The organism is Pseudomonas sp. NFPP24 (assembly GCF_900112095.1).
Lineage (GTDB): Bacteria > Pseudomonadota > Gammaproteobacteria > Pseudomonadales > Pseudomonadaceae > Aquipseudomonas > Aquipseudomonas extremorientalis.
In genome coordinates this window covers 16,949-40,601 of sequence record NZ_FOKD01000013.1, presented here as the reverse complement: position 1 = coordinate 40,601, position 23,653 = coordinate 16,949, and the positions used below count along the sequence as shown (strand labels likewise).

Here is a 23,653-nt window from a genome sequence, read left to right as displayed (position 1 = left end):
TTGAATCAGGAGACCGCACGCATGGACAAAGTCGTCATCATCACCGGGGGCAGCCGTGGGATCGGCGCCGAGACGGCGTTGCTGGCCGCTCGCCAGGGTTATCGCATCTGCATCAACTATCAGTCTGACGAAGAGGCTGCCCACCGTGTGCTCGAACAAGTCCGCGCCCTGGGCGCCCAGGCGATTACCGTGCGCGCCGACGTGAGCATTGAAGATGAAGTGATTGCACTGTTTCATCGCGTCGACACCGAACTTGGCCGCGTCACCGCACTGGTCAACAACGCCGGTACCGTGGGGCACAAATCCCGTGTGGATGAGATGTCCGAGTTCCGTATCCTGAAAATCATGAAGACCAATGTGCTGGGGCCGATCCTGTGTGCCAAGCACGCGGTGCTGCGCATGTCGCCCAAGCATGGCGGGCAGGGCGGCAGCATTGTCAACGTGTCGTCGGTGGCGGCGCGCCTGGGGTCGCCCGGCGAGTATGTCGATTACGCTGCGTCAAAGGGCGCGCTCGACTCCTTCACCATTGGTCTGTCAAAGGAAGTGGCGGGTGAGGGCATTCGCGTCAACGCGGTGCGTCCTGGCTATATCTACACCGACTTCCATGCCCTGAGCGGCGACCCGGACCGGGTCAGCAAACTCGAATCCGGTATCCCCATGGCCCGTGGCGGGCGCCCGGATGAGGTGGCGGAAGCGATTATCTGGCTGCTGTCGGATAAGGCTTCGTATGCCACCGGGACGTTCCTTGATTTGGGCGGTGGCCGTTAGACGGCGGTGCTATCGGGTCCGCAAATGGCGCAGTGCGTCATAGCCCTTTAATGAAAACGCCTGGAGCAGGCTGGCTTCCGAATTGTAAACGGTGCTGTAGCCATCGCTGTTGAAACCATCGATCTGTCCATTGCGGCTATGGCTACCGTTTAGATAGCGATCGTCCAGGTTATCGAGAAACCGCAACACTTGGTCCAGATAGTAGAGCGCATTGGCCCTGGCTTCCGGGTGCGGGTTGGCTTCGGTGAAGTCACCCACCTGGCGTTTCAGGTCATCAATCAAGTGGTAATTGTCGCGATTGTCCAAAAAATTCTTAAGTACAGGGCTCTGTTCGATAATCCTGTCTGCAGAACGGTGATCGCCGGCAGGACGCCCCGTCGGGCCTGTCATCTCGCGTATTTGTTGCTGTTCTACTGCACGCATGTAATGGGGGGGGATCGGCAGTGGCTTGTCGGACATGCTCATGGGAAAGTTCCGGGTCAAAATGGGGTAAACGCATTCTCCCTTGTGAGAAACTTGCGCTTCTTTATGTGGTTCCTTGTTTTATCGGGTTCCCGTTCAAAACGACCGCACAATCCGCCCCAACGTCTCCATCGCCTTTTCCGACGCCTCGGTCCACGGGCTGCCATAGTTCAGGCGAATGCAGTTGCGAAAGCGCTGGGTCGCCGAGAAGATCGGCCCCGGCGCAATGCTGATGCCCTGCGCCAGGGCCATCTGGAACAGCTTCAGCGAGTCCGTCTGCTCCGGCAGTTCCAACCACAGGAAGTACCCGCCGGCCGGTTGGCTGACCCGCGTCTGTGCCGGAAAGTAGCGCGCGATGGCGGCCAGCATGGCGCTTTGCTGTTCTTCCAGGGCATAGCGCAATTTGCGCAGGTGCCGGTCGTAGCCGCCATGTTGCAGGTAATCGGCAATTGCGGCCTGGGCCGGCATTGAGGGGCATAGCGACGTCATCAGTTTCAAACGTTCGACCTTCTGCGCAAAACGCCCGGCCGCGACCCAGCCCACGCGATAGCCGGGGGCCAGGCTTTTGGCGAAGGAGCCGCAATGCATCACCAAACCTTCGGTGTCGAAGGCCTTGGCCGGCTTGGGTGCCTGCTGGCCATAATACAATTCGGCATACACATCGTCTTCGATCAGCGGCACCTGATGCTCGCGCAGCAGTTCCACCAGGGCCTGCTTCTTGGCTTCCGGCAGCGTCGCGCCCATGGGGTTCTGGAAGCTGGTCATGGTCCAGCAAGCCTTGATCGGGTAGCGCTGCAGGGATTGCGCCAGGGCGTTGAGGTCGATGCCGTCGCGCGGGTGCACGGGGATTTCCACGGCCTTGAGTTTCAAACGCTCCAACACTTGCAGGCACGCATAGAACGCCGGCGCTTCGATGGCCACCAGGTCACCCGGTTCGGTGACGGCTTGCAGGCACAGGTTGAGGGCTTCCAAGGCGCCATTGGTGATCAGCAGTTCCTCCATGGGCAGCATCAGGCCACCGACCATGTAGCGCAGGGCGATTTGCCGACGCAGTTGCGGGTTGCCCGGCGACATGTCGGTGACCACCAGGCGCGGGTCCATTTCGCGGCTGGCGCTGGCCAGGGACCGGGCCAGGCGCGGCAACGGGAACAGCATCGGGCTGGGGAACGCCGAGCCGAAGGGCACGGTGTTGGGGTCCTTGATCGAGTCGAGCACCGAGAACACCAGTTCGCTCACATCCACTTCGGTGGACTCATGCACCTGCTCGCTCACCACCGGCTCGGAAAACGGGCTGGGTGCGTGGGTGTTGACGAAGTAGCCGGAACGCGGCCGTGCCCGGATCAGGCCACGGCGTTCCAGCAGGTAGTAGGCCTGGAACACTGTCGACGGGCTGACGCCGTACGTCTGGCTGGCGTAGCGTACCGAAGGTACCCGCTGGCCGGGGCCGAGCACGCCGGAGCGGATCAGTTCTGCGATGTCGTCGGCGAATTTTTCGTAGCGTTTCATGGGGGCTCAATTAGCTTTTTACAGGTATTTTTCAGCGGTTCAGCGGCGCCACAAAGCGGCTGTCGGCAGCGCTATGGATCCACGGCTCATCCACATCCGAGACTTTGAAGCGCAAGGTCTGCGAGCTGCTTGTCGGTTTGTCCGCCAGCAATGCCACCGACACCGGCACATCGATGATTTCCCCCGGTGCCAGGCTGATCTCGGTCTTGCCCTGCAATTGGAAGCCGTCGGCGTCCACCAATTCCAGGCGGTAATCCTGGCGCTGCTGGGTCTTGTTGATCACCTTGAGGCTGTAGATGTTTTCAATCTGGCCCTGGGCGTTCTCGCGAAACATGCCACGGTCCTTGGTCACGTCCAGCGAGACCATGGGTCGTTCCACCAAGGCCACCACCAGGGCTGCGATCATCACCAGCAGCACCGCACTGTAGCCGATCAGGCGCGGCCGTAGCAGATGGGTCTTGCCGCCTTGCAGTTGATGTTCGCTGGTATAGCTCACCAGGCCGCGCGCGTAGCCCATCTTGTCCATGATCGAATCGCAGGCGTCGATGCACGCTGCACAACCGATGCACTCCATTTGCAGACCATCGCGGATGTCGATACCGGTAGGGCAAACCTGCACGCACAGTTGGCAGTCGATGCAATCGCCCAGGCCGACGTCGGCGGGTTTCACTTCACGTTTGCGCGGGCCACGGCGTTCGCCGCGAGCCACGTCGTAGGAAATGGTCAGGGTGTCCTTGTCGAACATCACGCTCTGGAACCGCGCATACGGGCACATGTGCATGCACACTGCTTCGCGCAACCAGCCGGCGTTGATGTAGGTGGCACCGGTAAAGAACAGCACCCAGAACAGGCTGACGCCGCCCATCTGCCAGGTCAGCAGTTCGCTGGCCAGGGGGCGGATCGGCGTGAAATAGCCGACAAAGGTCAGCCCGGTCAGCACACTGATGCCCAGCCACAAGGCGTGCTTGGCCGAGCGCCGCGCCAGTTTGTCCAGGCTCCAGGGCCCGGCATGCAGCTTGATGCGCTGGTTGCGTTCACCTTCGGTGACCTTTTCACACCACATGAACAGCCAGGTGAATGAACTCTGCGGGCAGGTGTAGCCGCACCACACACGGCCAGCGAACACGGTGATCGCAAACAGGCCGAAGGCGCAGATGATCAGCAAGGCCGACAGCAGGATGAAATCCTGGGGCCAGAAGGTCGCCCCGAAGATGTGGAATTTGCTTTCAGCCAAGTCCCACAGCACCGCTTGCCGGCCACCCCAGTTCAGCCACACGGTGCCGAAAAACGCCAGGAACAGAAAGCCTGCACCGCCTACGCGCAAGGTGCGGAACAGGCCGGTGAAACTGCGGGTATGAATCAGATTGTCGCTGGATTTGGCCTTCACCTTCTTCGGGTGTATGGGCTCAAAGGTTTCCACGGTGGGGATTCTTTCGCTCATGTCGTTCGCTCATCAGCCTCCATCAGGCCAATGAACTATGCGCGGGGGGCTGTTTGCATAACAGACTCAGGTAGCGTGATAAAAAGCGGATCAGATAGGCTGCGCGAGGTGTGCTGCGACAATGCGCTGCACCCCGTATCGCCTAGGGTGCAGCGCTATGACGGGTGTATTGATACAGATCAATCAAATCAGCGAACCAGGCTCTTCGGCCTTCACATGCTGGCGTCCATCGTGGGCTCCGGCGACCGTCAGCGCGTCGGCCTCGGCTTCAGTGATATAGATCCGCTCGGCGGCCAATTCCACGTAGGACATGGATTTTTCGGTGTCGGTCAGGACAGTGACCCGCGTCGCTGGCACGCTCTGTTCCTGGCGGTTGTCGTCGAGCATGAAGTAGCACAGTTGGTTGTCGATACGAATGGGCATGCCGATCTCCTTTCTCATGGGCTATGCAAGGTTAGGGGTAGGCAATGTGCAGGGGTTCCAGGCAACTGACTGGCGGTCGCCGCTGTCCATCCTTTACCAACAACGATAAAGGACGGCATCCATGGACGCCTGGTGGCATGAAGTGTGGCAAACCCTGCAGGCTGAATTCGCTGATATCGGCGACGCCAGGCAACTCACCCAGATCACCGTGCGCCTGCTGATCGCGGCGGTCCTGGGCGGCATCCTCGGCTTTGAGCGCGAGAGCAAGGGCAAGGCCGCCGGGGTGCGCACCCACATGCTGGTGGCGCTGGGTGCCGCGTTATTTGTGATGGTGCCGCAGATGTCCGGCAATCAGGCGGATGCAATGAGCAGGGTGGTCCAGGGTGTAATTGCCGGGATCGGTTTCCTGGGCGCGGGGACCATCATCAAGGGCAAGGACGATGAAGAAGGGCATGTCAAAGGCCTGACCACCGCCGCCGGCCTGTGGATGACCGCTGCGATTGGGGTCTCGGCCGGGTTGGGCCGGGAATCGACAGCGGTACTGAGTACGTTGCTGGCCTTGGCGGTGTTCAGCGTGATGCCCAGGCTTGTACGAATGGTGGAGAAGTAGGCATATGTTGGGCGGCCAGCCTCATAGCACTACATCGCTTGGTTTCAATTGGCCTCGTACTTCCACTTCAAGCGACGGTTGTCCAAACTTGTAAAAAATCATCAGCGTGCTGACGTTAGCTTTTGGGTCATAGTAAATGGCGCCTTCGCCTTCTTCCAGACCGCCTCCCGTCCCCAGCTCGAGGACGGACTCCTTCCAGCGTACAGGTTTACCACCGGTTACTGTGCGTATACCCGACACATCAATCTTGTCCTTGCCGCTTTCGAAATCCATGATGGTATCGACGCCGTTGAACATGCTCGAATCAGTCGGACTGCCGTAGACAAAGGTATCCGCGCCTTTCCCGCCCCACAGTTTGTCCCAGCCTCTGCCGCCATGAATAACGTCGTTACCGTCACCGCCTTCCAGGATGTTATTGGCGTCGTTACCCACGATCAAATCATTGCCCTTGCCGCCTTTGGCGTTTTCGATGATGACGCCATTGGCGATAGAAAGGTTCCTGTCACGGCCATTGGCATTGGTGAAGGTGCCCGGCATCAGGCTGATCTTCTGGTCCTTTTTGTAACCGGAAAGATCCAGCGTGTCGTTGCCGCCGCCATCCCAGATGGTACCCCTGAGTTCATCCTTGTCGGACTTGAGCTTCAGGACGTCACGGTCGGCGTTCGAGTTGAAGCCGTAGACAGTGTCTCCCTTGCGCGTTTGATGGTTAGCGCCGTATCGGCTTTGAATCGCGGTGATGTCATCCATCAAGGGCATAGGTGTAGGGCTTCCATGTTCATATTTGCTCATGATGGTGTGTTTACGGGAGTCCTCCAAATAGCCAAGTTTGTTCTGTTCATATTTTTTTCCGTAGTTGCGTCCCGGGTGGGTCAAGCCAAGCGTGTGGCCGGCTTCATGCACCAACGTCGTCATGCCGCCCGGGCCTGAACTTTCCTTTTCTGTGGTCCAGACCTGTGCGCTTTGCTTTTCTTTTTTCGGCTGAATGGCGTGGGGGTTGAAGGGCGCGTGTTCACCTCTCGGGTTGCGCATGGTCTTAAAGTTTCCGAACTCGATATGGCCTTCGCTTTGCTCATTTCTTGGTCCTTCGACAAACTTGACGTTCGTCACATCTGCCCACTGGTTGAGTGCGTCGCGGGTTTTAGCCTTATTTGCTTCGGACACATCATTCACGCCCTGGTAGCGGCCGTACTCTTTTTTAGGTTTATCGGAGCCGGGTATGAACGAGTAGGTGACAACCGTGACACCATCACCGTTCTTGTCACGCCAACCTAAATGCGGACTTATCAAGCGCGGGATAGCTTCCTGCGAGGTTTTTGACTTCAGGCCATTTTTTTCAATATGCCCACCGCGGTCATCGCGGTGCTTGAAGTCGTCGACCTGTTGGTAGGTGGCACTACCGTGGGGGGAAATGGCGCTGATCGGCATGGGGGTTCCTATTCAAAATCGTGAGCCCAGAGTTTGCTCGCGTTGAATAGGCTGCGTACTAAGCACTTTCCGAAAGTCGTGAGAGATGTTTACCGACATTTCTGTAGGGCGATGTGGCTGTGCAGTGCATTTGCGCACTGCACATGCTTGATTACACGATCACCGGTGGCATTGTCGTGGGGGGTTCCTCGACGGGCGGTGGCTGATGCTCCGGCGGTTCCTTTTCCGGAATCGGTTCCGGTTCGGTGGGTGGCAGGGTGGGGTTGTCGATATTCGGGTCCGGGGTTTCAGCCGGGATCGGGATATTCATCGGTGTGGCCTCCTTTGTGCTTTGCTCTATCGGTGGACAGCTGCCAGGGCGAATTGATTCCCCGCCCAATGGCAGCACATCCACCTGAACTTTTAACCAGCGTGCAGGCTCGGACCTATACGGCGCTGCTCAGGGAGAGCTCAGCCGTATCGCAATTTCGGATCAAGCAAAGAGCGTCCACAGGGCGTAAGGGGAAGATGCTCGATGACTGCTGAAACACAGGTTCCAGACACCTCCATATTGCCGCTGTCCCAGGCGCTGTTGCTGCCCCGGATCGCGATCGAAAGCACCACCCCCGTGATCGACGGCGGCGAATTTGCCGTCAAAGCCGTGGTCGGCCAGCGGGTCAACGTCACCAGCAAAGTGTTTGCCGACGGCCATGACAAGCTCGCCGTGCTGATCCGCTGGCGCCCGCTGCAGGACGAAAGCTGGCACAGCGTGGTCATGACCGACGTGGGCAACAACGGCTGGGAAGGCGCCTTTACCGTGACCCAGCAAGGCCCCCACGAATACTGCATCGAAGCCTGGATCGATACCTTCGCCAGCTTCTGTTACGAGCTGCGCAAGAAGCACGAGGCCGGCGTGCCGGTCAGCCTGGAGTTGCAGGAAGGCCGCAGCCTGGTGCTGCAGGCCGCCGAACGCAGTGACAATGAACTTCGCGACCGCCTGATGCTGCTGCATCATGAGCTCTCCGGCCTGCTGGAAACCGAGCAGGTTGCGCAGTTCCTGCACGAAGACAGTGCACATTTGATGACACAGGCTGATCACCGTGCCTACCTGAGCATCAGCACGGTTTACCCGATCGATGTGGAACGTGAGGCGGCACTGTTCGCCAGTTGGTACGAGCTGTTCCCGCGCTCGATCACTGACGATCCCGCACGGCACGGCACGTTCAATGACGTGCATTCGCGCCTGTCGATGATCCATGACATGGGCTTCGACGTGCTGTATTTCCCGCCTATCCACCCCATCGGGCGCAGCCACCGCAAAGGCAAGAACAACTCGCTGACCGCCGGTCCCGATGATCCGGGCAGCCCGTATGCAATCGGCAGCGAAGAGGGCGGCCACGAAGCCATCCACCCGCAACTGGGCAGCCGCGACGACTTCCGCCGCCTGGTCCAGGCCGCCGCCGAACACGGCCTGGAAATCGCCCTGGACTTCGCCATCCAGTGTTCCCAGGACCACCCATGGCTCAAAGAGCATCCGGGCTGGTTCAACTGGCGCCCGGACGGCACGATCAAGTACGCGGAAAACCCGCCGAAAAAGTATCAGGACATCGTCAACGTCGACTTCTATGCGGCGGATGCCATCCCAGGCCTGTGGACCGAGCTGCGCGATATCGTGGTGGGCTGGGTGGAAGAGGGTGTGAAGACTTTTCGCGTCGACAACCCCCACACCAAGCCGCTGCCGTTCTGGCAATGGTTGATCAGCGACGTACGGTCCAGGTACCCGGAGGTGATCTTCCTCGCCGAGGCGTTCACCACGCCGGCGATGATGGCGCGCCTGGGCAAGGTCGGCTACTCCCAGAGCTACACCTACTTCACCTGGCGCAATACCAAGGCCGAATTGAGCGAATACCTTACGCAGTTGAATGAATCGCCATGGCGTGAGTGCTATCGGCCGAATTTCTTCGTCAACACGCCGGACATCAACCCTGGCTTCCTGCATGAGTCAGGACGCCCGGGCTTTTTGATCCGCGCCGCGCTGGCAACCATGGGCTCGGGCCTGTGGGGCATGTATTCGGGTTTCGAGTTGTGTGAAGCGGCCCCGGTGCCCGGCAAAGAGGAATACCTGGATTCGGAGAAATACGAAATCCGCCCTCGGGATTTCACCGCCCCCGGCAACATCATCGCCGAGATCGCCCAGCTCAACCGCATTCGTCGGCAGAACCCGGCACTGCAAACGCATTTGGGGCTGAAGCTCTACAACGCCTGGAACGACAACATCCTGTATTTCGGCAAGCGCAGCGAGGATGGCAGCAACTTCATTCTGGTGGCGGTCAACCTCGACCCTTACAACGCCCAGGAGGCCAATTTCGAGTTGCCGCTGTGGGAGTTGGGGTTGCCGGACGATGCCCAGACCCAGGGCGAAGACTTGATGAATGGCCACCGCTGGACCTGGTATGGCAAGCACCAGTGGACACGGCTGGAGCCGCAGATGCCGTTCGGGATCTGGCGTATCACCACCTCTTAAACCCTGCGCGAGACAAATGTGGGAGGGGGCTAGCCCCCGATAGCAGTGTGTCAGCCACCGCTTCATCAACTGACACACCCTCATCGGGTGCAGGTCGAATCGTCGCACCGCCTCTCCCACATTGACCGAGTGGTTCAAGTATTTCAGGAGCTTCCAATGGCGAAGAAACCCAACGCTGCCACCTTCATCAAAGACCCGCTCTGGTACAAGGACGCGGTGATCTACCAGGTTCACGTCAAATCCTATTTCGACTCAAACAATGACGGTATCGGCGACTTTCCCGGCCTGATCGCCAAGCTCGATTACATCGCCGACCTCGGCGTCAACACTATCTGGCTGCTGCCGTTCTACCCGTCGCCACGCCGCGACGATGGCTACGACATCGCAGAATACCGAGGCGTACACAGTGACTACGGCACCATGGCCGACGCCAAGCGCTTTATCGCCGAGGCGCACAAGCGCGGTCTGCGGGTGATCACCGAGCTGGTGATCAACCACACCTCCGACCAGCACCCCTGGTTCCAGCGCGCACGCAAGGCCAAGCCCGGTTCGGCGGCGCGGGACTTCTACGTGTGGTCGGATGACGACCAGAAATACGACGGCACGCGCATCATCTTCCTCGACACCGAAAAATCCAACTGGACGTGGGACCCGGTCGCCGGCCAATACTTCTGGCACCGTTTCTACTCGCACCAGCCCGACCTCAACTTCGACAACCCGCAGGTCATGAAAGCCGTGCTGTCGGTGATGCGTTACTGGCTGGACATGGGCATCGACGGCCTGCGCCTGGACGCGATCCCCTATTTGATCGAACGCGATGGGACCAACAACGAAAACCTGCCTGAGACTCACGACGTGCTCAAGCAGATTCGTGCCGAAATCGACGCCCATTACCCCGACCGCATGCTGCTGGCCGAAGCCAACCAGTGGCCGGAAGACACGCAACTCTACTTCGGTGACAAAAAGGGCGACGACGGCGACGAATGCCACATGGCCTTCCATTTTCCGTTGATGCCGCGCATGTACATGGCCCTGGCCCAGGAAGATCGCTTCCCGATCACCGATATCCTGCGCCAGACTCCGGAAATTCCCGCCAATTGCCAGTGGGCGATCTTCCTGCGCAACCATGATGAGCTGACCCTGGAAATGGTCACCGACAAAGAGCGCGACTACCTGTGGAACTACTACGCCGCCGACCGGCGTGCGCGGATCAACCTGGGCATTCGCCGGCGCCTGGCACCGTTGATGGAGCGCGATCGCCGCCGTGTCGAGTTGCTCAACAGTCTGTTGCTGTCGATGCCGGGCACGCCGACCTTGTACTACGGCGATGAAATCGGCATGGGCGATAACATCTACCTGGGTGACCGCGATGGTGTGCGCACGCCGATGCAGTGGTCCATCGACCGCAACGGCGGTTTCTCCCGCGCCGACCCGGCCAGCCTGGTACTGCCGCCGATCATGGACCCGCAATATGGCTATCAGTCGGTCAATGTGGAGACCCAGGCCCAGGACCCGCATTCGCTGCTGAACTGGACCCGGCGCATGTTGGCGGTGCGCAAGCAGTCCAAGGCCTTTGGCCGGGGCAGCCTGAAAATGCTCTCGCCGAGCAACCGGCGGATCCTGGCCTATACCCGCGAATTCACCGGGGAGGACGGGCGCAACGAGATCATTTTGTGCGTGGCCAACGTGTCGCGCAGTGCCCAGGCGGCAGAGCTGGACCTGTCGGCGTTTGCCGGCATGGTGCCGGTGGAAATGCTCGGCGGTAATGCCTTCCCGCCCATCGGCCAGCTGAATTTCCTGCTGACCCTGGCGCCCTACGGCTTCTATTGGTTTGTGCTGGCGCCGGAAAACCAGATGCCCAGCTGGCATGTGGAACCGGCCCAGAGCATGCCCGACTTCACCACACTGGTATTGAAAAAACGCATGGAAGAACTGCTTGAAGAACCTTGCCAAGCGTCCCTGGAACAGACCGCTCTGCCGGCGTGGTTGCCCAAGCGCCGCTGGTTTGCTGGCAAGGACACGGCCATCGACAGCGTGCGCATTGCCTACGGTGCGCGTTTTGGCGATCCGCAGCATCCGGTGTTGCTCAGCGAGGTCGAAGTGACGGCCGCAGGCCAGGTCAGCCGCTACCAGTTACCGTTCGGATTCCTCGGTGAAGACCAGTTCACCAGCGCCTTGCCCCAACAATTGGCGCTGGCCCGTGTACGTCGGGTGCGCCAGGTCGGGTTGGTGACCGATGCCTTCAGCCTTGAACACTTTATTCGTGCGGTGATCCAGGGCTTGCAGGCGGGCACCGTGCTGGAGACCAGTGACGGTGAGCTGCGCTTTGCGGCCACACCGCACTTGGACAGGTTGCAACTGACGGATGAGTCCGAGGTGCGTTACTTGTCGGCCGAGCAATCTAACAGCTCGGTGGTGGTCGGTGAGAGCCTGGTGCTCAAGCTGATCCGCAAAGTCGCCTCCGGCGTGCACCCGGAACTGGAGATGAGTGCCTATCTGACGGCCGCGGGCTACCCCAATATTTCGCCACTGCTGGGGTCGATGGTGCGCCACGACGCCGAGGGCCAGGACAACCTGCTGATGATTGCCCAGGGCTACCTGAGCAACCAGGGCGATGCCTGGAGCTGGACCCAGAACAACCTGGAGCGGGCGATCCGCGACGAACTGGCCGAGGCCATTTCCGAGCAGGAACAACACTACAACGCCCTGGGCGAGCTGGCGGATTTTGCCGGGCTGCTCGGCCAGCGCCTGGGCGAAATGCACCTGGTGCTCGGTGCAAATACCACCGACAAGGCCTTTAAACCCGAAATCACCACGGCCAAGGACACCCAGGCCTGGGCCAAGGACGTCGGCGCACAACTGGAGCGTGCGCTGCACTTGCTCAAACTTCATCAAAGCCAGTTGAACCCGGCGGATCAAGCGCTGGTCAGTGATTTGCTGGCGCAGAAAAAAGCCATCGCCAGCCATGTGCAGGCTTTGGCGAAAGCCACGGCGGGCGGGTTGCGCATTCGCGTGCATGGTGACTTGCACCTGGGTCAAGTGCTGGTGGTGAAGGGCGATGCTTACCTGATCGACTTCGAAGGGGAGCCGGCGCGGCCATTGCATGAGCGACGTGGCAAGCACAGCCCCTATAAAGATGTGAGCGGCGTATTGCGCTCATTCGACTATGCGGCGGCGATGGCCCTGAATGTTCAAGGGGTGGATCACTCGCCCGAGGCGGACCAGGCGCGCAGACGCGTAACGGAACGTTACCTCAAGGAAGCACGGCAGGCCTTTATCCGGGCTTATCAGGCAGCGACGGCTACACTGGCGCATGACTGGCAGGATGCCAGAGGCCAGGACGCCGCGCTGACGTTGTTCAGCCTGGAGAAGGCCGCGTACGAAGTGGCCTACGAAGCGGAAAACCGCCCGACCTGGTTGCCGGTGCCCCTGCAAGGGTTGCACGGTTTACTGAGCGGGATTGCTTCTATAAAGGAAGCACCTATATCGAACACTGTACGCGGTGGGGAGACGTCATGAGTTTTACACATAAAGAACCGCTGCAACCGAAACTGACTGCATTGCCGGCGTCCAGGGACGTCGAAGCGCTGGTCCGCGCCGAACACCACGACCCGTTCTCGGTGCTGGGGCCGCACGATGATGAACACGGCGGCCAGTTTATCCGCGCATTCCTGCCCGAGGCCTTGAGTGTGCAAGTGCTGGCACGTGATGGCGGCGAGCAGCTGGGCAGCCTGGACGCGAGCCAGGTGCCGGGCCTGTTTGTCGGCCAGTTCAAGACCCGTCAGCCGTACCTGTTGAAAATCCAGTGGGCCGGTGGCGAACAGATCACCGAAGACCCGTACAGCTTCCAGCAACTGCTGCTGGGTGAAATGGACCTTTACCTGTTTGCCGAAGGCAATCACCGCGACCTCGGCAATTGCCTGGGCGCCCAGGTGACCAGCGTCGACGGCGTGGCGGGCGTGCGCTTTGCCGTGTGGGCACCGAATGCGCGGCGGGTGTCGGTGGTGGGCGACTTCAATATCTGGGACGGTCGTCGCCATCCGATGCGCTTGCGCCATCCTTCCGGGGTGTGGGAGATCTTTATCCCTCGCCTGCAACCGGGGGCGGCCTACAAGTACGAGATTCTAGGTGCCCATGGGATCCTGCCGCTCAAGGCCGATCCGGTGGCGCTGGCCACCCAGTTGCCGCCCGACACAGCCTCCAAGGTGGCCGAACCGTTGCAAGTGGACTGGCAGGACCAGGCCTGGATGCAATCGCGGGTCGACAAGCAAAAGACCACGGCACCGCTGTCGATCTATGAGCTGCACGTCGGCTCCTGGCAGTGCGAGTTGGACGAGGCAGGCGAAGTGGCCCGCCAATATAACTGGCGTGAACTGGCGGAGCGCCTGATTCCCTACGTGCAGCAATTGGGCTTCACCCACGTCGAGCTGATGCCGATCATGGAGCACCCGTTCGGCGGCTCCTGGGGCTACCAGGCGCTGTCGCAATTTGCGCCGACGGCGCGGTTCGGCTCTCCGCAGGATTTCGCCTACTTCGTCGATGCGCTGCACCAGGCCGATATCGGCGTGATCCTTGACTGGGTGCCGGCGCATTTTCCCACCGATACCCACGGCCTCGCGCAATTCGACGGCACCGCGCTGTACGAATATGCCAACCCGCTGGAAGGCTTCCACCAGGATTGGGACACGCTGATCTACAACCTGGGCCGCACCGAGGTGCACGGCTTCATGCTGGCTTCGGCGCTGCACTGGCTCAAGCATTTCCACATCGACGGGCTGCGCGTGGATGCCGTGGCGTCCATGCTCTACCGCGACTATTCGCGCAAGGCCGGCGAGTGGGTGCCGAACCGCCATGGCGGCCGCGAGAACCTTGAAGCTATCGACTTCCTGCGCCATCTGAACGACGTGGTGGCCCAGGAAGCGCCGGGTGCGCTGGTGATTGCCGAGGAGTCCACCGCCTGGCCGGGTGTGAGCCAGCCGACCCAACAGGGCGGGCTGGGCTTCAACTACAAATGGAACATGGGCTGGATGCACGACTCCCTGCATTACATCCAGCAGGACCCGGTGTACCGTGCCCACCATCACAACGAGCTGAGTTTCGGCCTGGTGTATGCCTGGTCCGAGCGGTTCATCCTGCCGATCTCCCACGATGAGGTGGTACACGGCAAGCACTCGCTGATCGACAAGATGCCAGGAGACCGCTGGCAGAAATTCGCCAACCTGCGTGCCTATCTCGCGTTCATGTGGATGCACCCTGGCAAGAAACTGCTGTTCATGGGCTGCGAGTTCGGCCAATGGCGCGAGTGGAACCACGATCAGCAATTGGACTGGTACTTGCTGCAGTATGCCGAACACAAAGGCGTGCAAAAGCTGGTGGGCGACTTGAACCGTCTGTACCGCGAAGAGCCGGCGTTGCATGAACAGGACGATGCGCCCCAGGGCTTCCAGTGGCTGATCGGCGATGACGCGATCAACAGCGTCTATGCCTGGCTGCGCTGGAGCAAGGACGGTAAGCCGGTGCTGGTGGTGGCCAATTTCACCCCGGTGCCGCGTGAGGGTTATGCCGTCGGTGTTCCTTTTGCTGGACGCTGGAGCGAAGTGATCAACAGTGACGCCGATATGTACGCAGGTTCCAATTACGGTAACGGGGGCGAGGTATTTACCCAGGAAGAGCCCCGTCATGGGCAAGCGGTGTCACTGTCTTTGAATTTGCCGCCCCTGGGTGTGCTGATTCTGCGTCCGGAACCGCTTTAAAGGCTCTACCGTGCTGGATTCTGTTGTCCACGCTACTGGCAGGGTGCCACAATGGCGCCTTTGTCGTGGCAGTCGAATCAGGCGAATCTCATGAATGGCCTTGGGCGTGGGCAGGACCAGGATTGCTTTATAGAAGAGCAGGTGCGTACTGATCGTTTGCACCAGCTGTTCCGACAGTCGTTTGCCGCCATCTTCGGCAGCTACCTGGGCGCCATGATGCTCTGCTGGCTCTGCTGGGACCGGTTCGACCACCAGATCATCGTGGTTTGGTTAGTCATGTTGGCAGCCTCGACGTTACTGCGGCTCAAGATGTTCAGGGAGTGGTTTCGCTGCCCCAACGCCGAGCGCACCCCGGATCGCTGGGAGCGCCGCTACTGGATCACGCTGATGCTGTCGGCCGGCATCTGGGGCTTCGGCGCGCTGGCGGTGATGCCCACCGATGACCGACTGTCCCAGGCCCTGGTGATGCTGTTTACCGTGGGTATGTCGGTGAGTGCAGTGTCTTGCTATTCGGCGTACCGCTATATGACGCTGGGGTCCATGGGCCTGGTTTTGTTCCCGTGCACCCTCTGGCTGCTGTTCCAGCCTTCGCCGATGCAAATCGGCGTGGCCATCGCGGTATTGGTGTTTTCCACCTTTGTGGTGAGTGCCACGCGCAAGCTGTCCGATGCCCTGGAAAAGGCCTTTCGCCTGACCCGGCAAATGGAACGTGCCCACAACATCTCCACCCGCGCCGCCCAGACCGATGAACTCACCGGCCTGATGAATCGCCGCGCCTTCTTCGAGCATGCCCAGGTGTTGTATGAACAATGCCGGCACAATCGTCAGCCGCTGTGTGCGCTGATGATGGACATGGACCACTTCAAGGAAATCAACGACACCTACGGCCACCAGGCCGGTGACCAGGTGTTGCGCCAGATTGGCGGAGTGATCAGCGCTTCGTTCCGCCAGGCCGATGTATACGGGCGCCTGGGGGGTGAAGAGTTCGCGGTGTTGCTGCCCAACACTTCGCTGGAAACCGCACGGGCTATCGCCGAGCAGTTGATCAAGGCGATCTCCGGCCTGTCTTCCGCGCCGGTGCATGGCTTGACCGCCAGCCTCGGTGTTGCCTCCACCCATGCCCAGGATCAAGACCTGCACGGCCTGATGAATACGGCCGACAAGGCGCTGTACCGGGCGAAAGCCCTGGGTCGTAATCAAGTGGCCGTGGCAGAGTAAGGTTTCAGGTCTCGGCTAGGGCATCGCCTTGGCCAATGCCCGGGCCACCTGGTCTGCGGAGTAGGGTTTGGCGAGGAACTCGAACCCTTCGTAGCCACTGTCGGCCAGCTCTTCGCTGTAGCCGGAGGTGAGCACCACCGGCAAGTCCGGGCGTCGCTGGCGCAGCACCTTGGCCATGGCCACACCGGTCATGCCGGGCATCACCACATCCGAGAACACCCCATCGAACCCCATGGCATCGGCACCGGCCAGGGCGAGCGCCTGTTCGGCATCGGTGGCCCAGGTGGTGCGGTAGCCCAGGTCCTGGAGGATCTGGTTGGCGAAGCGACCCACTTCCAGATTGTCCTCTACGATGAGGATATGGCGCGGCGTCGCAGTGTGGACCGGTGCAAGCTCCTCTGGGCGCTGCGCGAGAGGCATCGCGGGTGGGGCCACTTCCGGCAGATACAAGGTAAACACCGTGCCCTGGCCCACGCGGCTGGACACATCGACGTTGCCGCCGGACTGCTTGGCAAACCCGAATACCTGGGACAAGCCCAGGCCAGTGCCTTTGCCCACGGCCTTGGTGGTGAAAAACGGCTCGAAAATGTGCTCGAAGGTGTCTCCCGCAATACCGCTGCCGGTGTCGGTCAGGGAAACGCTCACAAACCCTTCGTGCACCGCTGCGTCGCCGCGAATACGCGGCATTGCATCCACCGTGGCGACACGCAGGACCAGCGTGCCCTGGCCGTCCATGGCATCCCGGGCATTGAGTGCGATATTGATCAGCGCAGTTTCGAACTGGCTGGAGTCGACGCGCACATGGCAAGGGGCATCAGGCAGTTCTACTTGCACGTGGATGCGTGCGCCGGTGACGCTTTCGAGCATCTCGCCGATGTTCTTGACCCGTTGGCCCGCATCGAAGACTTCCGGGTTCAGCGGTTGGCGGCGGGCGAAGGCGAGCAGTTGACTGGTGAGTTTGCTGGCCCGCTCTACGGTATCGGACACCGCGCCCATGTAGCGTTGGCGCCGTTCTTCGGACAACCCCGGCTGACGCAGGAAGTCCACCGAGGAGCGAATGATGGTCAGCAGGTTGTTGAAGTCGTGGGCCACGCCGCCGGTCAATTGGCCGATGGCTTCGAGTTTCTGTGACTGGCGCAGTGCGGCCTCGGCCTGGGTGAGGGCAGCGGTGCGTTCCTGTACCCGTTGTTCCAGCGAGGCGTTCAGCTCGGTGAAGGCTGCCAGGCCTTCGCGTACGGCGGCGTCGGCGCGTACGCGCTCGATATGGGCCCAGGAGCGCTCGGTGACTTCTCCTACCAGCGCCAGGTCATAGGGCGACCAGACCCGGGCCTTTTTGTCATGCACGGCCATCAAGGCGGTGAGGCGGCCGTGCTTGATCAATGGGAAACACACAGTGGCCAACGCGCCCAGTGCCTGATAGCTCGCGGCGTCCTCGGGGGCGAACTCGATGCGATTGTCCTGCACCACCAACGGTTCGCCGGCGCGCAGGCGCTGCACTGCCATTGCGCCGAACGAGGCCAGGCTGTAGTGACCCACGATGCTCGGCGAGCCGGGCGCTGCCCAGTTGCCGCGAATGGTAAAGCCGTCTTCGTCGGCATCCATGTCGGCATACGCGCAGTTGGACACCTGCATGTGCTGCGCCAGCAGGCGCGTGGTGGTGGCCATGATGTGTTCGGCATCGGTGGCGGTGGCGACCGCATTGCCGATGGTGTCCAGGGCCGCCAGGCGCTGGGTGAGAAATACGGTGGTGGTGGTTTCGGTGACCGTGTCGAGCATGCCGACGATCTTGCCATCGGGGTCGCGGATCGGGCTGTAGCAGAACGTGAAGTAGGCCTGCTCCGGCCCCGCACCACGCTCAATGACCAGGGGGAAATTCTCGATGTAGGTCGCGTGCCCCTCGAATGCCGCGTCGGCGATCGGGCTGATCTGGTCCCAGACTTCGTGCCAGATTTCGCTGAAAGGGCGGCCCAATGCGTCAGGTTTATCGCCCAGGATCGGAATAAACGCATCGTTGTAGAGCGTGATCAACTGCGGTCCCCAGATGATGGCCTGGGGAAAGCTTGAGGCGAAGCACAGTGCGGCCGTGGTCTTGAGCACATCCGGCCACTGTTCCAGCGGACCCAGGGGCGTATTCGCCCAATCATGCTGGCGAACCCGCTCAGCCATGTCGCTGCTACTCTGCAGCCAATTCATCATTGCAAGAACACCTTGTTTGCCGCGATCTGCGTAACGCCTTGAAGGGAGGGCCTGACAAGCAACAGACCGGAAACCCCGCTGGCAGTTCAGCGGGATTATCGCGGTGATAGCAATTTGATGCACTGTACATTCGTGGCGATCTGCAAACCGGCTTATTGCGCGCCGAAAACCGCCGTCCAATAAATCCCCGCGTCACTCTTCGGGTCCATCGCATAGGCCGCGCCCAGCTCGCGGAACTGCGGGTTCATCAGGTTGGCGCAATGGCCCGGGCTGGCGAGCCAGCCGTCGACCACCTTGCGCGGCGTGTCCAGGCCGGCGGCGATGTTTTCGCCGATGTTCTTCGCGATATACCCGGCCAGTTCCGCACGGTCGCCGGGGGTACGGCCGTCGTGGTCGAGGTGGTCGAAGAAATTGCCGTTGGCCATGTTTCGCGTGTGACTGTTGGCGGCGCCGGCCAGGTCGTCATTCCACGACAAGGGCGTGGTGGCGGTAAACGCCTGGGGGCCGCATTGCCTTGGCTGCGATCGCGCGGCGTTGATCAGGTTGAGCAGTTGCCTGCCTTCGGTCTGCCAATCGCCCAGGCCACTGGTCAGCAGCGGGCGGGCGAGCACGATGCGCCAGTCCTGGCCGCTGTTGCTCACGCCGATATCGACGAATTGCGGGTCCAGCACCACGCGGCAGAAGCTCTCGCGCACGGCCTTCATGGCCGCCTGGGCATCCTTGGGCCCGGACAGGCTGATGGCCTGCACGTTGACCATCGGGTACGCGGCGCGTGCCAGCGCTTGCTGCAAGTCGCCCACATTGGTGGCCGGCAGCACCAGCCGGGTGTCGCTGGCCAGCGGTGGCAGTTCCTGGGAACCCTGGTCGCCGCAACGTTGCACCTGGCTGCGGTATTGGTTGATCTGTTGTACCAACTGACTTTCTTCATTCGCCATCGCGCTGGCGCAGAACACCGTACTGGCGGCCAGCGTCGTGAGACCCATCATCAATGACAGAACGCGCATGGACGTTACCCTTGAGCTTGAAAGTGCCCATGATGCGCGATGTAACCCGGTCTGGCGCAACGCCTTTTTTGTTTTTTTGCCTCAATGGGTGTTCTGGAGGCTGTTACAAGCGCTGAAGCGGCGCCATGCCATCACACCGGCCAGCAGGATCAAACCCAGCGCCACGCTGAACGTTGGATGCAGGCCATAGGCCACGGATTGGGGCAGGGCGCGGGTCACGTCCGGGCTGGCCCAGGCAAACACTGCACCCAGTACGGACGTGCCGACGATCAACACACCACCCGTCAACGTGCAGGCCTGTACAGCTTTGCCCTGCCACTGACGTTGCCGGGCTTTACCGTGGCGATGCTCTGGCATCCCCGGCAAGATGCCGACCTTGCCCACCGTTGGTCGCGCGGGTGTTTGCGTGAGGTATGCGCCGAACAGGTACAATCCGCGCTGCCTTGACGCTGAACCCCCAGGAATTTGCATGTACAGCCTTACCCGCTACACCACACCGTGCCCCGAGCCGATCAACAGCCAGATCCTGCAATTGGTGGTGGATAACCTCACTGACATCAGCAGCGTAGCGCTGCCGCCGAGCAACCTGCTGTACAACATCTACCAATATGCCACCGGCTTTGAAGTGCACCTGTACCTCGAAGCGCTCAACGGTGCCAAAGGCATTGCGGTCGAGTTGGTGGTGGCGATGGACGGGGACAAGCTGATTGGCTTTTGCCTGTACCTGCCCGTGAAGGATGATCCAGAGGCCTGCGGTGTTGCGTTCATGGCGGTGCAGGTCGGCTATCGGCGCCAGGGTGTGGCCCGCGCAATGATGCGTGACGTGTTGAGCCGTTATCCCCATGCTGAATTGGCCTGTTCGGTGGAGAAGGTGCCTGCCTTTGAGGGCATGGGCTTTCAAGTGCGTGGTGCGCGCGGCACCCAGGTGTTGATGAACACGCGGGACTACGGCACCGATGGCCTGATGGGCGTACTGGATGTGGCGTCGATCTACCGCTCGCTGGAGGTGCGGCAGATTCATACGTACCTGCTGCAAAAGCATGGCAAGCGCGCCATGGTGGATGCGGAGAAGCAGCGTGACCGCCACCTCGATCAACTGGCGCGCAAGGTGCAGTTGTTTGTTGCCGGGCGTTGAGTGGATCTTTTTTGTGGCAAGCCCGCTCACTACCATGTGGCAATGTGAGCTGTCAGTTGCCGCCGCCGTGTAGGTTGTTGCATCGTCACCCAAAACTTTCTAGACGCGCCCACGATTGACCATCGCCAGGATGGTCGCCAGCAACTCCTGTTGCGCCTCTTCACGGCTGATCTCACCACTGGCCGCTGCCTGGGACAACGCTTCCGCAGCCCCCAGCATTGCCCTTAGACCCGGCTGGGAAATCCGGCCGAAGGGCGACAGCGCATCGCGGCATTTAGCGAGAAAGATCGCCTCGTACTGGCGCTTGAGCGTCTCCAGCTCCGGCGAGCTGCTGAGCGCGGCGATCACCCCCGGAATTTCCCGACCTTGCAACAGCACGCAGTCCACATAGGACGCGGCGATCACCCAGGCACGATCCTCAAGCGTAGCGCTGCTGGCCTCGATGGCGTCGACAAACACCTGGTTCTGGCGCGCATCGAAGTCTTCATACAGCGCGGTCAACAACCCGGCGCGGGTGACGAAATGGTCGTAAACCACCGGCTTGGTGACGCCCGCCAGTTCCGCCAGGCGGCCAAGGGTCAGGGCGTCGGTGCCCTCATCGCGCACCAGTTGCCAGGCCACATCAAGTAGTTGGCGCAGGCGATCTTCACGAGACAGGCGACGGCGTGGGGCAGGGGATGCAGGGCTTGACATGCTTATATACCAAAAGTAACTTACTGATCGTAACTTAAGCCCAGCCTAACCCTGAAGGGGAGTTTTGTCATGCATGCGTTGATTGTTGTTGCCCATCACGACCCGCAATCCCTCACCCACAGCGTCGCCGCGCAGGTGGCCGTCGGTCTCGGCGCATCCGGCCACACATTCGAGATCGCCGACCTTGCCGCCGAAGGGTTTGACCCGCGCTACAACGCCGCCGACCATGCGGTACACCGCAGCCGCGCCACGCCCCCGGCCGACGTACTGGCCGAACAGGCCCGCCTCGACCGCGCCGACGCGCTGGTGCTGGCGTTCCCGATCTATTGGTGGTCGCTGCCGGGCTTGCTCAAGGGCTGGATCGACCGTGTATTCGTCAACGGCTGGGCCATCGAGTACGGCCCGGATACCCCGATGGTGAAAAAACTGCGGCACCTGCAGGTCCACCTGCTGGCCCTGGGCGCGGCGGATGACGATGCCTTTGATCGGCACGGCTATGCCAAGGCGATGCGCACGCAGATCGACTACGGGATTTTTGATTACTGTGGCGCGCAGGTGGTGACGTCCGAATTGTTGCTGGAGTCGGAAAGCGGTGGGGCGCAGGCGCATCTGGACAAGGCCAGGGCCGTTGGTCGGGGAGTGTTTGAAACCGAGGCGGTTGCCGGTTGATTCAAACGTCGCGAAACAAGTCGTGGGCATCCAGCAGGCGGTAGGCGATTTCCGGACGTTTTTCCATGCCTCGGCGGATCGCGGCCGGGATCGATTGGCGGGTCTTGCGACACATCCCTGGCAAATCGTCGATGACGATCTGGATCCCGCGCATGCTCTTGACCTCGGTATGGCCAGGGGCGATATGCACGCGGATGCCCAGTTGCTGGTACATCAGCTGTTGCATGCGCTCCAGGTCCTGCAGGCTCTTGAGGTCTTCAAGCCGGTCGAGCAGTTTCTTCTCTTCCTGGCGCGTGAGCCGGAGGATGCGCTGGTCGGCACCCGGCGTCTGCAACAGTTGTTCGCGGTCGCAGACGCAGGCGCCGGGTGGGCAGGGTTGGCGAATGATCATGTGCAGAGCCTCCCCATTCCGACGCCGACGCCTTAATAGCTCAGCTGCACCCCGAGACTGCCCAGGGCCTTCCAGTACTCGGGATAGGTCTTGGCCACGCAATCCGGGTCCTGGATGCGAATACCCGAAACCTTCAGCCCGGCCAGGGCAAAGCACATGGCGATGCGGTGGTCGGCGTGGGTGTCGATCAGCGCGGTGCACGCGGTGCCGGCCAATGCGGGGTCGCTGGCTACCAGCAAGTCGTCGCCTTCGATGGTCGCCAGGCCCGGGCGGATTGCATTGAGGCCGTCATGCAGTGCCTGCACACGGTCGCACTCCTTGACTCGCAGGTTGGCCAACTCGGTGAAACGCACCGGCGTGTTGTTGAAAGCCGCGAGCACCGCCAGGGTCGGGATGGCGTCCTGCATCTGCGAGCCGACCACCGTGGCTTGCATATGCGGGAACTGCGCGATCACGGCCTGGGCCTTGGCGTCCGGTTGGGTGAAATCCTGCGCGGCCACGCCGATGTCGATGCGCCCCCCGGTCAACACTTCAGCGGCCCACAGGTAAGTGGCGGCGGAGGCGTCGGGTTCGATCAGGTAGTCGTGGGCGATGTAGCCGGTCGGGGCCACGCACCAGGTGGTGTCGTCAACGGCTTCAACCTGGGCACCGAAGGCGCGCATGCAGTCCAGGGTCAGGTCGACATAGCCACGGGCACCGATGTCCTTGCCGGTCAGCGCCACTTCAATCGGCGCTTCGCCGCAGGCCGCGAGCATCAGCAGCGCCGACACGTACTGGCTGGACAGGCCGCCGTCGATCTCGAAGCGCTTGGCCTTGATCTTGCCCACGCCATGCACGGTGACCGGCGGGCAACCGGTCGGGCTGTCGACCTGGATGCCGTTCTGGCCGAGGGTCGCCAGCAACGGGCCGATCGGGCGTTTTTGCATGTAGTCGTCGCCGGTCAGCACCACGGTGCCTTCGACCGTGGCCACCGCAGCCGTGAGAAAGCGCATGGCAGTACCGGCATTGCCGAGGAACAGCGGTTGCGACGGCAGGTGCAGTTTGCCGTTGCCGGTGACAACGAAGGTGGTGTCGTCCGGCTCATCGATGGTCACGCCCATTTGGCGCAGGGCCACCGACATATGGCGGGTGTCGTCGCTCTTGAGCGCGCCGCTGAGACGGCTGGTGCCCTTGGCCAAGGCCGCCAGCAACAGGGCGCGGTTGGTAATGGATTTGGAGCCGGGGGGCGCGACCTTGCCATTGAGGGGGAAATTGGGCGGTGTAACGGTCACGGTTTTCTGCGAACTCAAGGGACAGGGCTCCTGATCAAGGCAAGGTGGCACGGAGTGGCCGACGGGCGGACTCGAATAATCGGGCATAGGTACAGTACTTGTCGAGCAGGGAACGCCGCCGGCCGGCATTTTCCGCAGGGTTGTCGATTATCGGGACGCGCTGTAGGTGGATTGCCCTTGGCAGG

At 61.2% G+C, this 23,653-nt stretch carries 19 protein-coding genes and 1 pseudogene; 9 read left to right on the top strand and 11 right to left on the bottom strand.

From position 1 onward, the window contains the following. Positions 1-21 precede the first annotated feature (21 nt). Positions 22-768, top strand: a complete 747-nt coding sequence (locus BM026_RS24035) for an SDR family oxidoreductase (RefSeq protein WP_092249074.1) — start codon at positions 22-24, stop codon at positions 766-768. Positions 769-777: 9 nt separating this feature from the next. On the opposite strand, the gene BM026_RS24030 is transcribed toward BM026_RS24035, so the two are convergent. From BM026_RS24030 to BM026_RS24015, 4 genes are all read right to left on the bottom strand, one after another. Next, entirely contained in the window at positions 778-1,233 is a 456-nt protein-coding gene (locus BM026_RS24030) for a hypothetical protein (RefSeq protein ID WP_256573002.1), read from the bottom strand. Between the two features lie 93 nt (positions 1,234-1,326). Beyond that, positions 1,327-2,736, bottom strand: coding sequence for a GntR family transcriptional regulator MpaR (gene mapR, locus BM026_RS24025; protein ID WP_071492582.1), 1,410 nt, complete (start codon positions 2,734-2,736; stop codon positions 1,327-1,329). A gap of 31 nt (positions 2,737-2,767) precedes the next feature. Next, positions 2,768-4,177: a cytochrome c oxidase accessory protein CcoG gene (ccoG, locus tag BM026_RS24020; protein WP_092249080.1), complete on the bottom strand. Its 1,410-nt coding sequence runs from the start codon at positions 4,175-4,177 to the stop codon at positions 2,768-2,770. Between the two features lie 183 nt (positions 4,178-4,360). Further along, positions 4,361-4,600 carry a DUF3203 family protein gene (locus tag BM026_RS24015; RefSeq protein ID WP_092249082.1) on the bottom strand — a complete coding sequence of 80 codons (240 nt, stop codon included), beginning with the start codon at positions 4,598-4,600 and terminating at the stop codon, positions 4,361-4,363. Positions 4,601-4,721: 121 nt separating this feature from the next. Between BM026_RS24015 and BM026_RS24010 the strand changes: the two genes are divergently transcribed. Further along, a complete protein-coding gene (locus BM026_RS24010; protein WP_093514481.1) occupies positions 4,722-5,210 on the top strand; it encodes an MgtC/SapB family protein in 489 nt (162 codons plus the stop codon). A gap of 21 nt (positions 5,211-5,231) precedes the next feature. Here BM026_RS24010 and BM026_RS24005 read toward each other — a convergent pair whose 3' ends face one another. Next, positions 5,232-6,635, bottom strand: coding sequence for a M10 family metallopeptidase C-terminal domain-containing protein (locus tag BM026_RS24005; protein ID WP_175507972.1), 1,404 nt, complete (start codon positions 6,633-6,635; stop codon positions 5,232-5,234). Between the two features lie 151 nt (positions 6,636-6,786). Continuing rightward, positions 6,787-6,945, bottom strand: a complete 159-nt coding sequence (locus BM026_RS29240; protein ID WP_170856115.1) for a hypothetical protein — start codon at positions 6,943-6,945, stop codon at positions 6,787-6,789. A 204-nt stretch (positions 6,946-7,149) separates the two neighbouring features. Here BM026_RS29240 and BM026_RS24000 point away from each other — a divergent pair, with 204 nt between their 5' ends. The 4 genes from BM026_RS24000 (at position 7,150) to BM026_RS23985 (ending at position 16,109) form a co-directional block, all read left to right on the top strand. Beyond that, complete coding sequence (locus BM026_RS24000; RefSeq protein ID WP_092249086.1) at positions 7,150-9,138, top strand: alpha-1,4-glucan--maltose-1-phosphate maltosyltransferase; 1,989 nt, start codon at positions 7,150-7,152, stop codon at positions 9,136-9,138. A 156-nt stretch (positions 9,139-9,294) separates the two neighbouring features. Then, entirely contained in the window at positions 9,295-12,657 is a 3,363-nt protein-coding gene (treS, locus tag BM026_RS23995) for a maltose alpha-D-glucosyltransferase (RefSeq protein ID WP_093530347.1), read from the top strand. Further along, a complete protein-coding gene (gene glgB, locus BM026_RS23990) occupies positions 12,654-14,891 on the top strand; it encodes a 1,4-alpha-glucan branching protein GlgB (RefSeq protein ID WP_093530345.1) in 2,238 nt (745 codons plus the stop codon). Before treS ends, glgB begins: the two co-directional genes overlap by 4 nt. A 51-nt stretch (positions 14,892-14,942) precedes the next feature. Then, the gene (locus BM026_RS23985) at positions 14,943-16,109 is read left to right on the top strand and encodes a GGDEF domain-containing protein (RefSeq protein ID WP_093530343.1); all 1,167 of its coding nucleotides are present in this window, start codon (positions 14,943-14,945) and stop codon (positions 16,107-16,109) included. A gap of 15 nt (positions 16,110-16,124) precedes the next feature. Here the strand turns inward: BM026_RS23985 and BM026_RS23980 are convergent, their stop codons facing one another. Next, positions 16,125-18,305 (bottom strand): GAF domain-containing protein, encoded by a 2,181-nt coding sequence (locus BM026_RS23980; RefSeq protein ID WP_092249095.1) that lies wholly within the window; start codon positions 18,303-18,305, stop codon positions 16,125-16,127. 152 nt (positions 18,306-18,457) lie between these two features. Continuing rightward, complete coding sequence (locus BM026_RS23975) at positions 18,458-19,309, bottom strand: CAP domain-containing protein (RefSeq protein WP_092249097.1); 852 nt, start codon at positions 19,307-19,309, stop codon at positions 18,458-18,460. A gap of 276 nt (positions 19,310-19,585) precedes the next feature. Between BM026_RS23975 and BM026_RS29455 the strand changes: the two are divergent. Both BM026_RS29455 and BM026_RS23960 read left to right on the top strand, forming a co-directional pair. Further along, positions 19,586-19,756 (top strand): annotated as a pseudogene (locus BM026_RS29455) (LysR family transcriptional regulator); the annotation flags it as partial. A 22-nt stretch (positions 19,757-19,778) separates the two neighbouring features. Further along, a complete protein-coding gene (locus BM026_RS23960) occupies positions 19,779-20,444 on the top strand; it encodes a GNAT family N-acetyltransferase (protein ID WP_071490574.1) in 666 nt (221 codons plus the stop codon). Between the two features lie 99 nt (positions 20,445-20,543). On the opposite strand, the gene BM026_RS23955 is transcribed toward BM026_RS23960, so the two are convergent. Further along, the gene (locus tag BM026_RS23955; RefSeq protein WP_093127712.1) at positions 20,544-21,137 is read right to left on the bottom strand and encodes a TetR/AcrR family transcriptional regulator; all 594 of its coding nucleotides are present in this window, start codon (positions 21,135-21,137) and stop codon (positions 20,544-20,546) included. 69 nt (positions 21,138-21,206) lie between these two features. Between BM026_RS23955 and BM026_RS23950 the strand changes: the two genes are divergently transcribed. After that, positions 21,207-21,806, top strand: coding sequence for an NAD(P)H-dependent oxidoreductase (locus BM026_RS23950; protein ID WP_093127716.1), 600 nt, complete (start codon positions 21,207-21,209; stop codon positions 21,804-21,806). A gap of 1 nt (position 21,807) precedes the next feature. Here BM026_RS23950 and BM026_RS23945 read toward each other — a convergent pair whose 3' ends face one another. Together BM026_RS23945 and BM026_RS23940 are read right to left on the bottom strand one after the other, a co-directional pair. Next, positions 21,808-22,197: a hypothetical protein gene (locus tag BM026_RS23945; RefSeq protein ID WP_092249106.1), complete on the bottom strand. Its 390-nt coding sequence runs from the start codon at positions 22,195-22,197 to the stop codon at positions 21,808-21,810. Positions 22,198-22,229: 32 nt separating this feature from the next. Then, a complete protein-coding gene (locus BM026_RS23940; protein WP_093127724.1) occupies positions 22,230-23,486 on the bottom strand; it encodes a 3-phosphoshikimate 1-carboxyvinyltransferase in 1,257 nt (418 codons plus the stop codon). Positions 23,487-23,653 lie beyond the last annotated feature (167 nt).

Coding starts and splice junctions, on each gene's coding strand:
- BM026_RS24030 (WP_256573002.1), bottom strand. CDS start 1,233: ATGAGCATGTCCGACAAGCCACTGCCGATCCCCCCCCATTACATGCGT.
- BM026_RS24015 (WP_092249082.1), bottom strand. CDS start 4,600: ATGCCCATTCGTATCGACAACCAACTGTGCTACTTCATGCTCGACGAC.
- BM026_RS23950 (WP_093127716.1), top strand. CDS start 21,207: ATGCATGCGTTGATTGTTGTTGCCCATCACGACCCGCAATCCCTCACC.
- BM026_RS24035 (WP_092249074.1), top strand. CDS start 22: ATGGACAAAGTCGTCATCATCACCGGGGGCAGCCGTGGGATCGGCGCC.
- BM026_RS24010 (WP_093514481.1), top strand. CDS start 4,722: ATGGACGCCTGGTGGCATGAAGTGTGGCAAACCCTGCAGGCTGAATTC.
- glgB (WP_093530345.1), top strand. CDS start 12,654: ATGAGTTTTACACATAAAGAACCGCTGCAACCGAAACTGACTGCATTG.
- BM026_RS23980 (WP_092249095.1), bottom strand. CDS start 18,305: ATGATGAATTGGCTGCAGAGTAGCAGCGACATGGCTGAGCGGGTTCGC.
- BM026_RS23985 (WP_093530343.1), top strand. CDS start 14,943: ATGGCGCCTTTGTCGTGGCAGTCGAATCAGGCGAATCTCATGAATGGC.
- BM026_RS24000 (WP_092249086.1), top strand. CDS start 7,150: ATGACTGCTGAAACACAGGTTCCAGACACCTCCATATTGCCGCTGTCC.
- mapR (WP_071492582.1), bottom strand. CDS start 2,736: ATGAAACGCTACGAAAAATTCGCCGACGACATCGCAGAACTGATCCGC.
- treS (WP_093530347.1), top strand. CDS start 9,295: ATGGCGAAGAAACCCAACGCTGCCACCTTCATCAAAGACCCGCTCTGG.
- BM026_RS23975 (WP_092249097.1), bottom strand. CDS start 19,309: ATGCGCGTTCTGTCATTGATGATGGGTCTCACGACGCTGGCCGCCAGT.
- BM026_RS23945 (WP_092249106.1), bottom strand. CDS start 22,197: ATGATCATTCGCCAACCCTGCCCACCCGGCGCCTGCGTCTGCGACCGC.
- BM026_RS23960 (WP_071490574.1), top strand. CDS start 19,779: ATGTACAGCCTTACCCGCTACACCACACCGTGCCCCGAGCCGATCAAC.
- BM026_RS24005 (WP_175507972.1), bottom strand. CDS start 6,635: ATGCCGATCAGCGCCATTTCCCCCCACGGTAGTGCCACCTACCAACAG.
- BM026_RS23955 (WP_093127712.1), bottom strand. CDS start 21,137: ATGTCAAGCCCTGCATCCCCTGCCCCACGCCGTCGCCTGTCTCGTGAA.
- BM026_RS29240 (WP_170856115.1), bottom strand. CDS start 6,945: ATGAATATCCCGATCCCGGCTGAAACCCCGGACCCGAATATCGACAAC.
- ccoG (WP_092249080.1), bottom strand. CDS start 4,177: ATGAGCGAAAGAATCCCCACCGTGGAAACCTTTGAGCCCATACACCCG.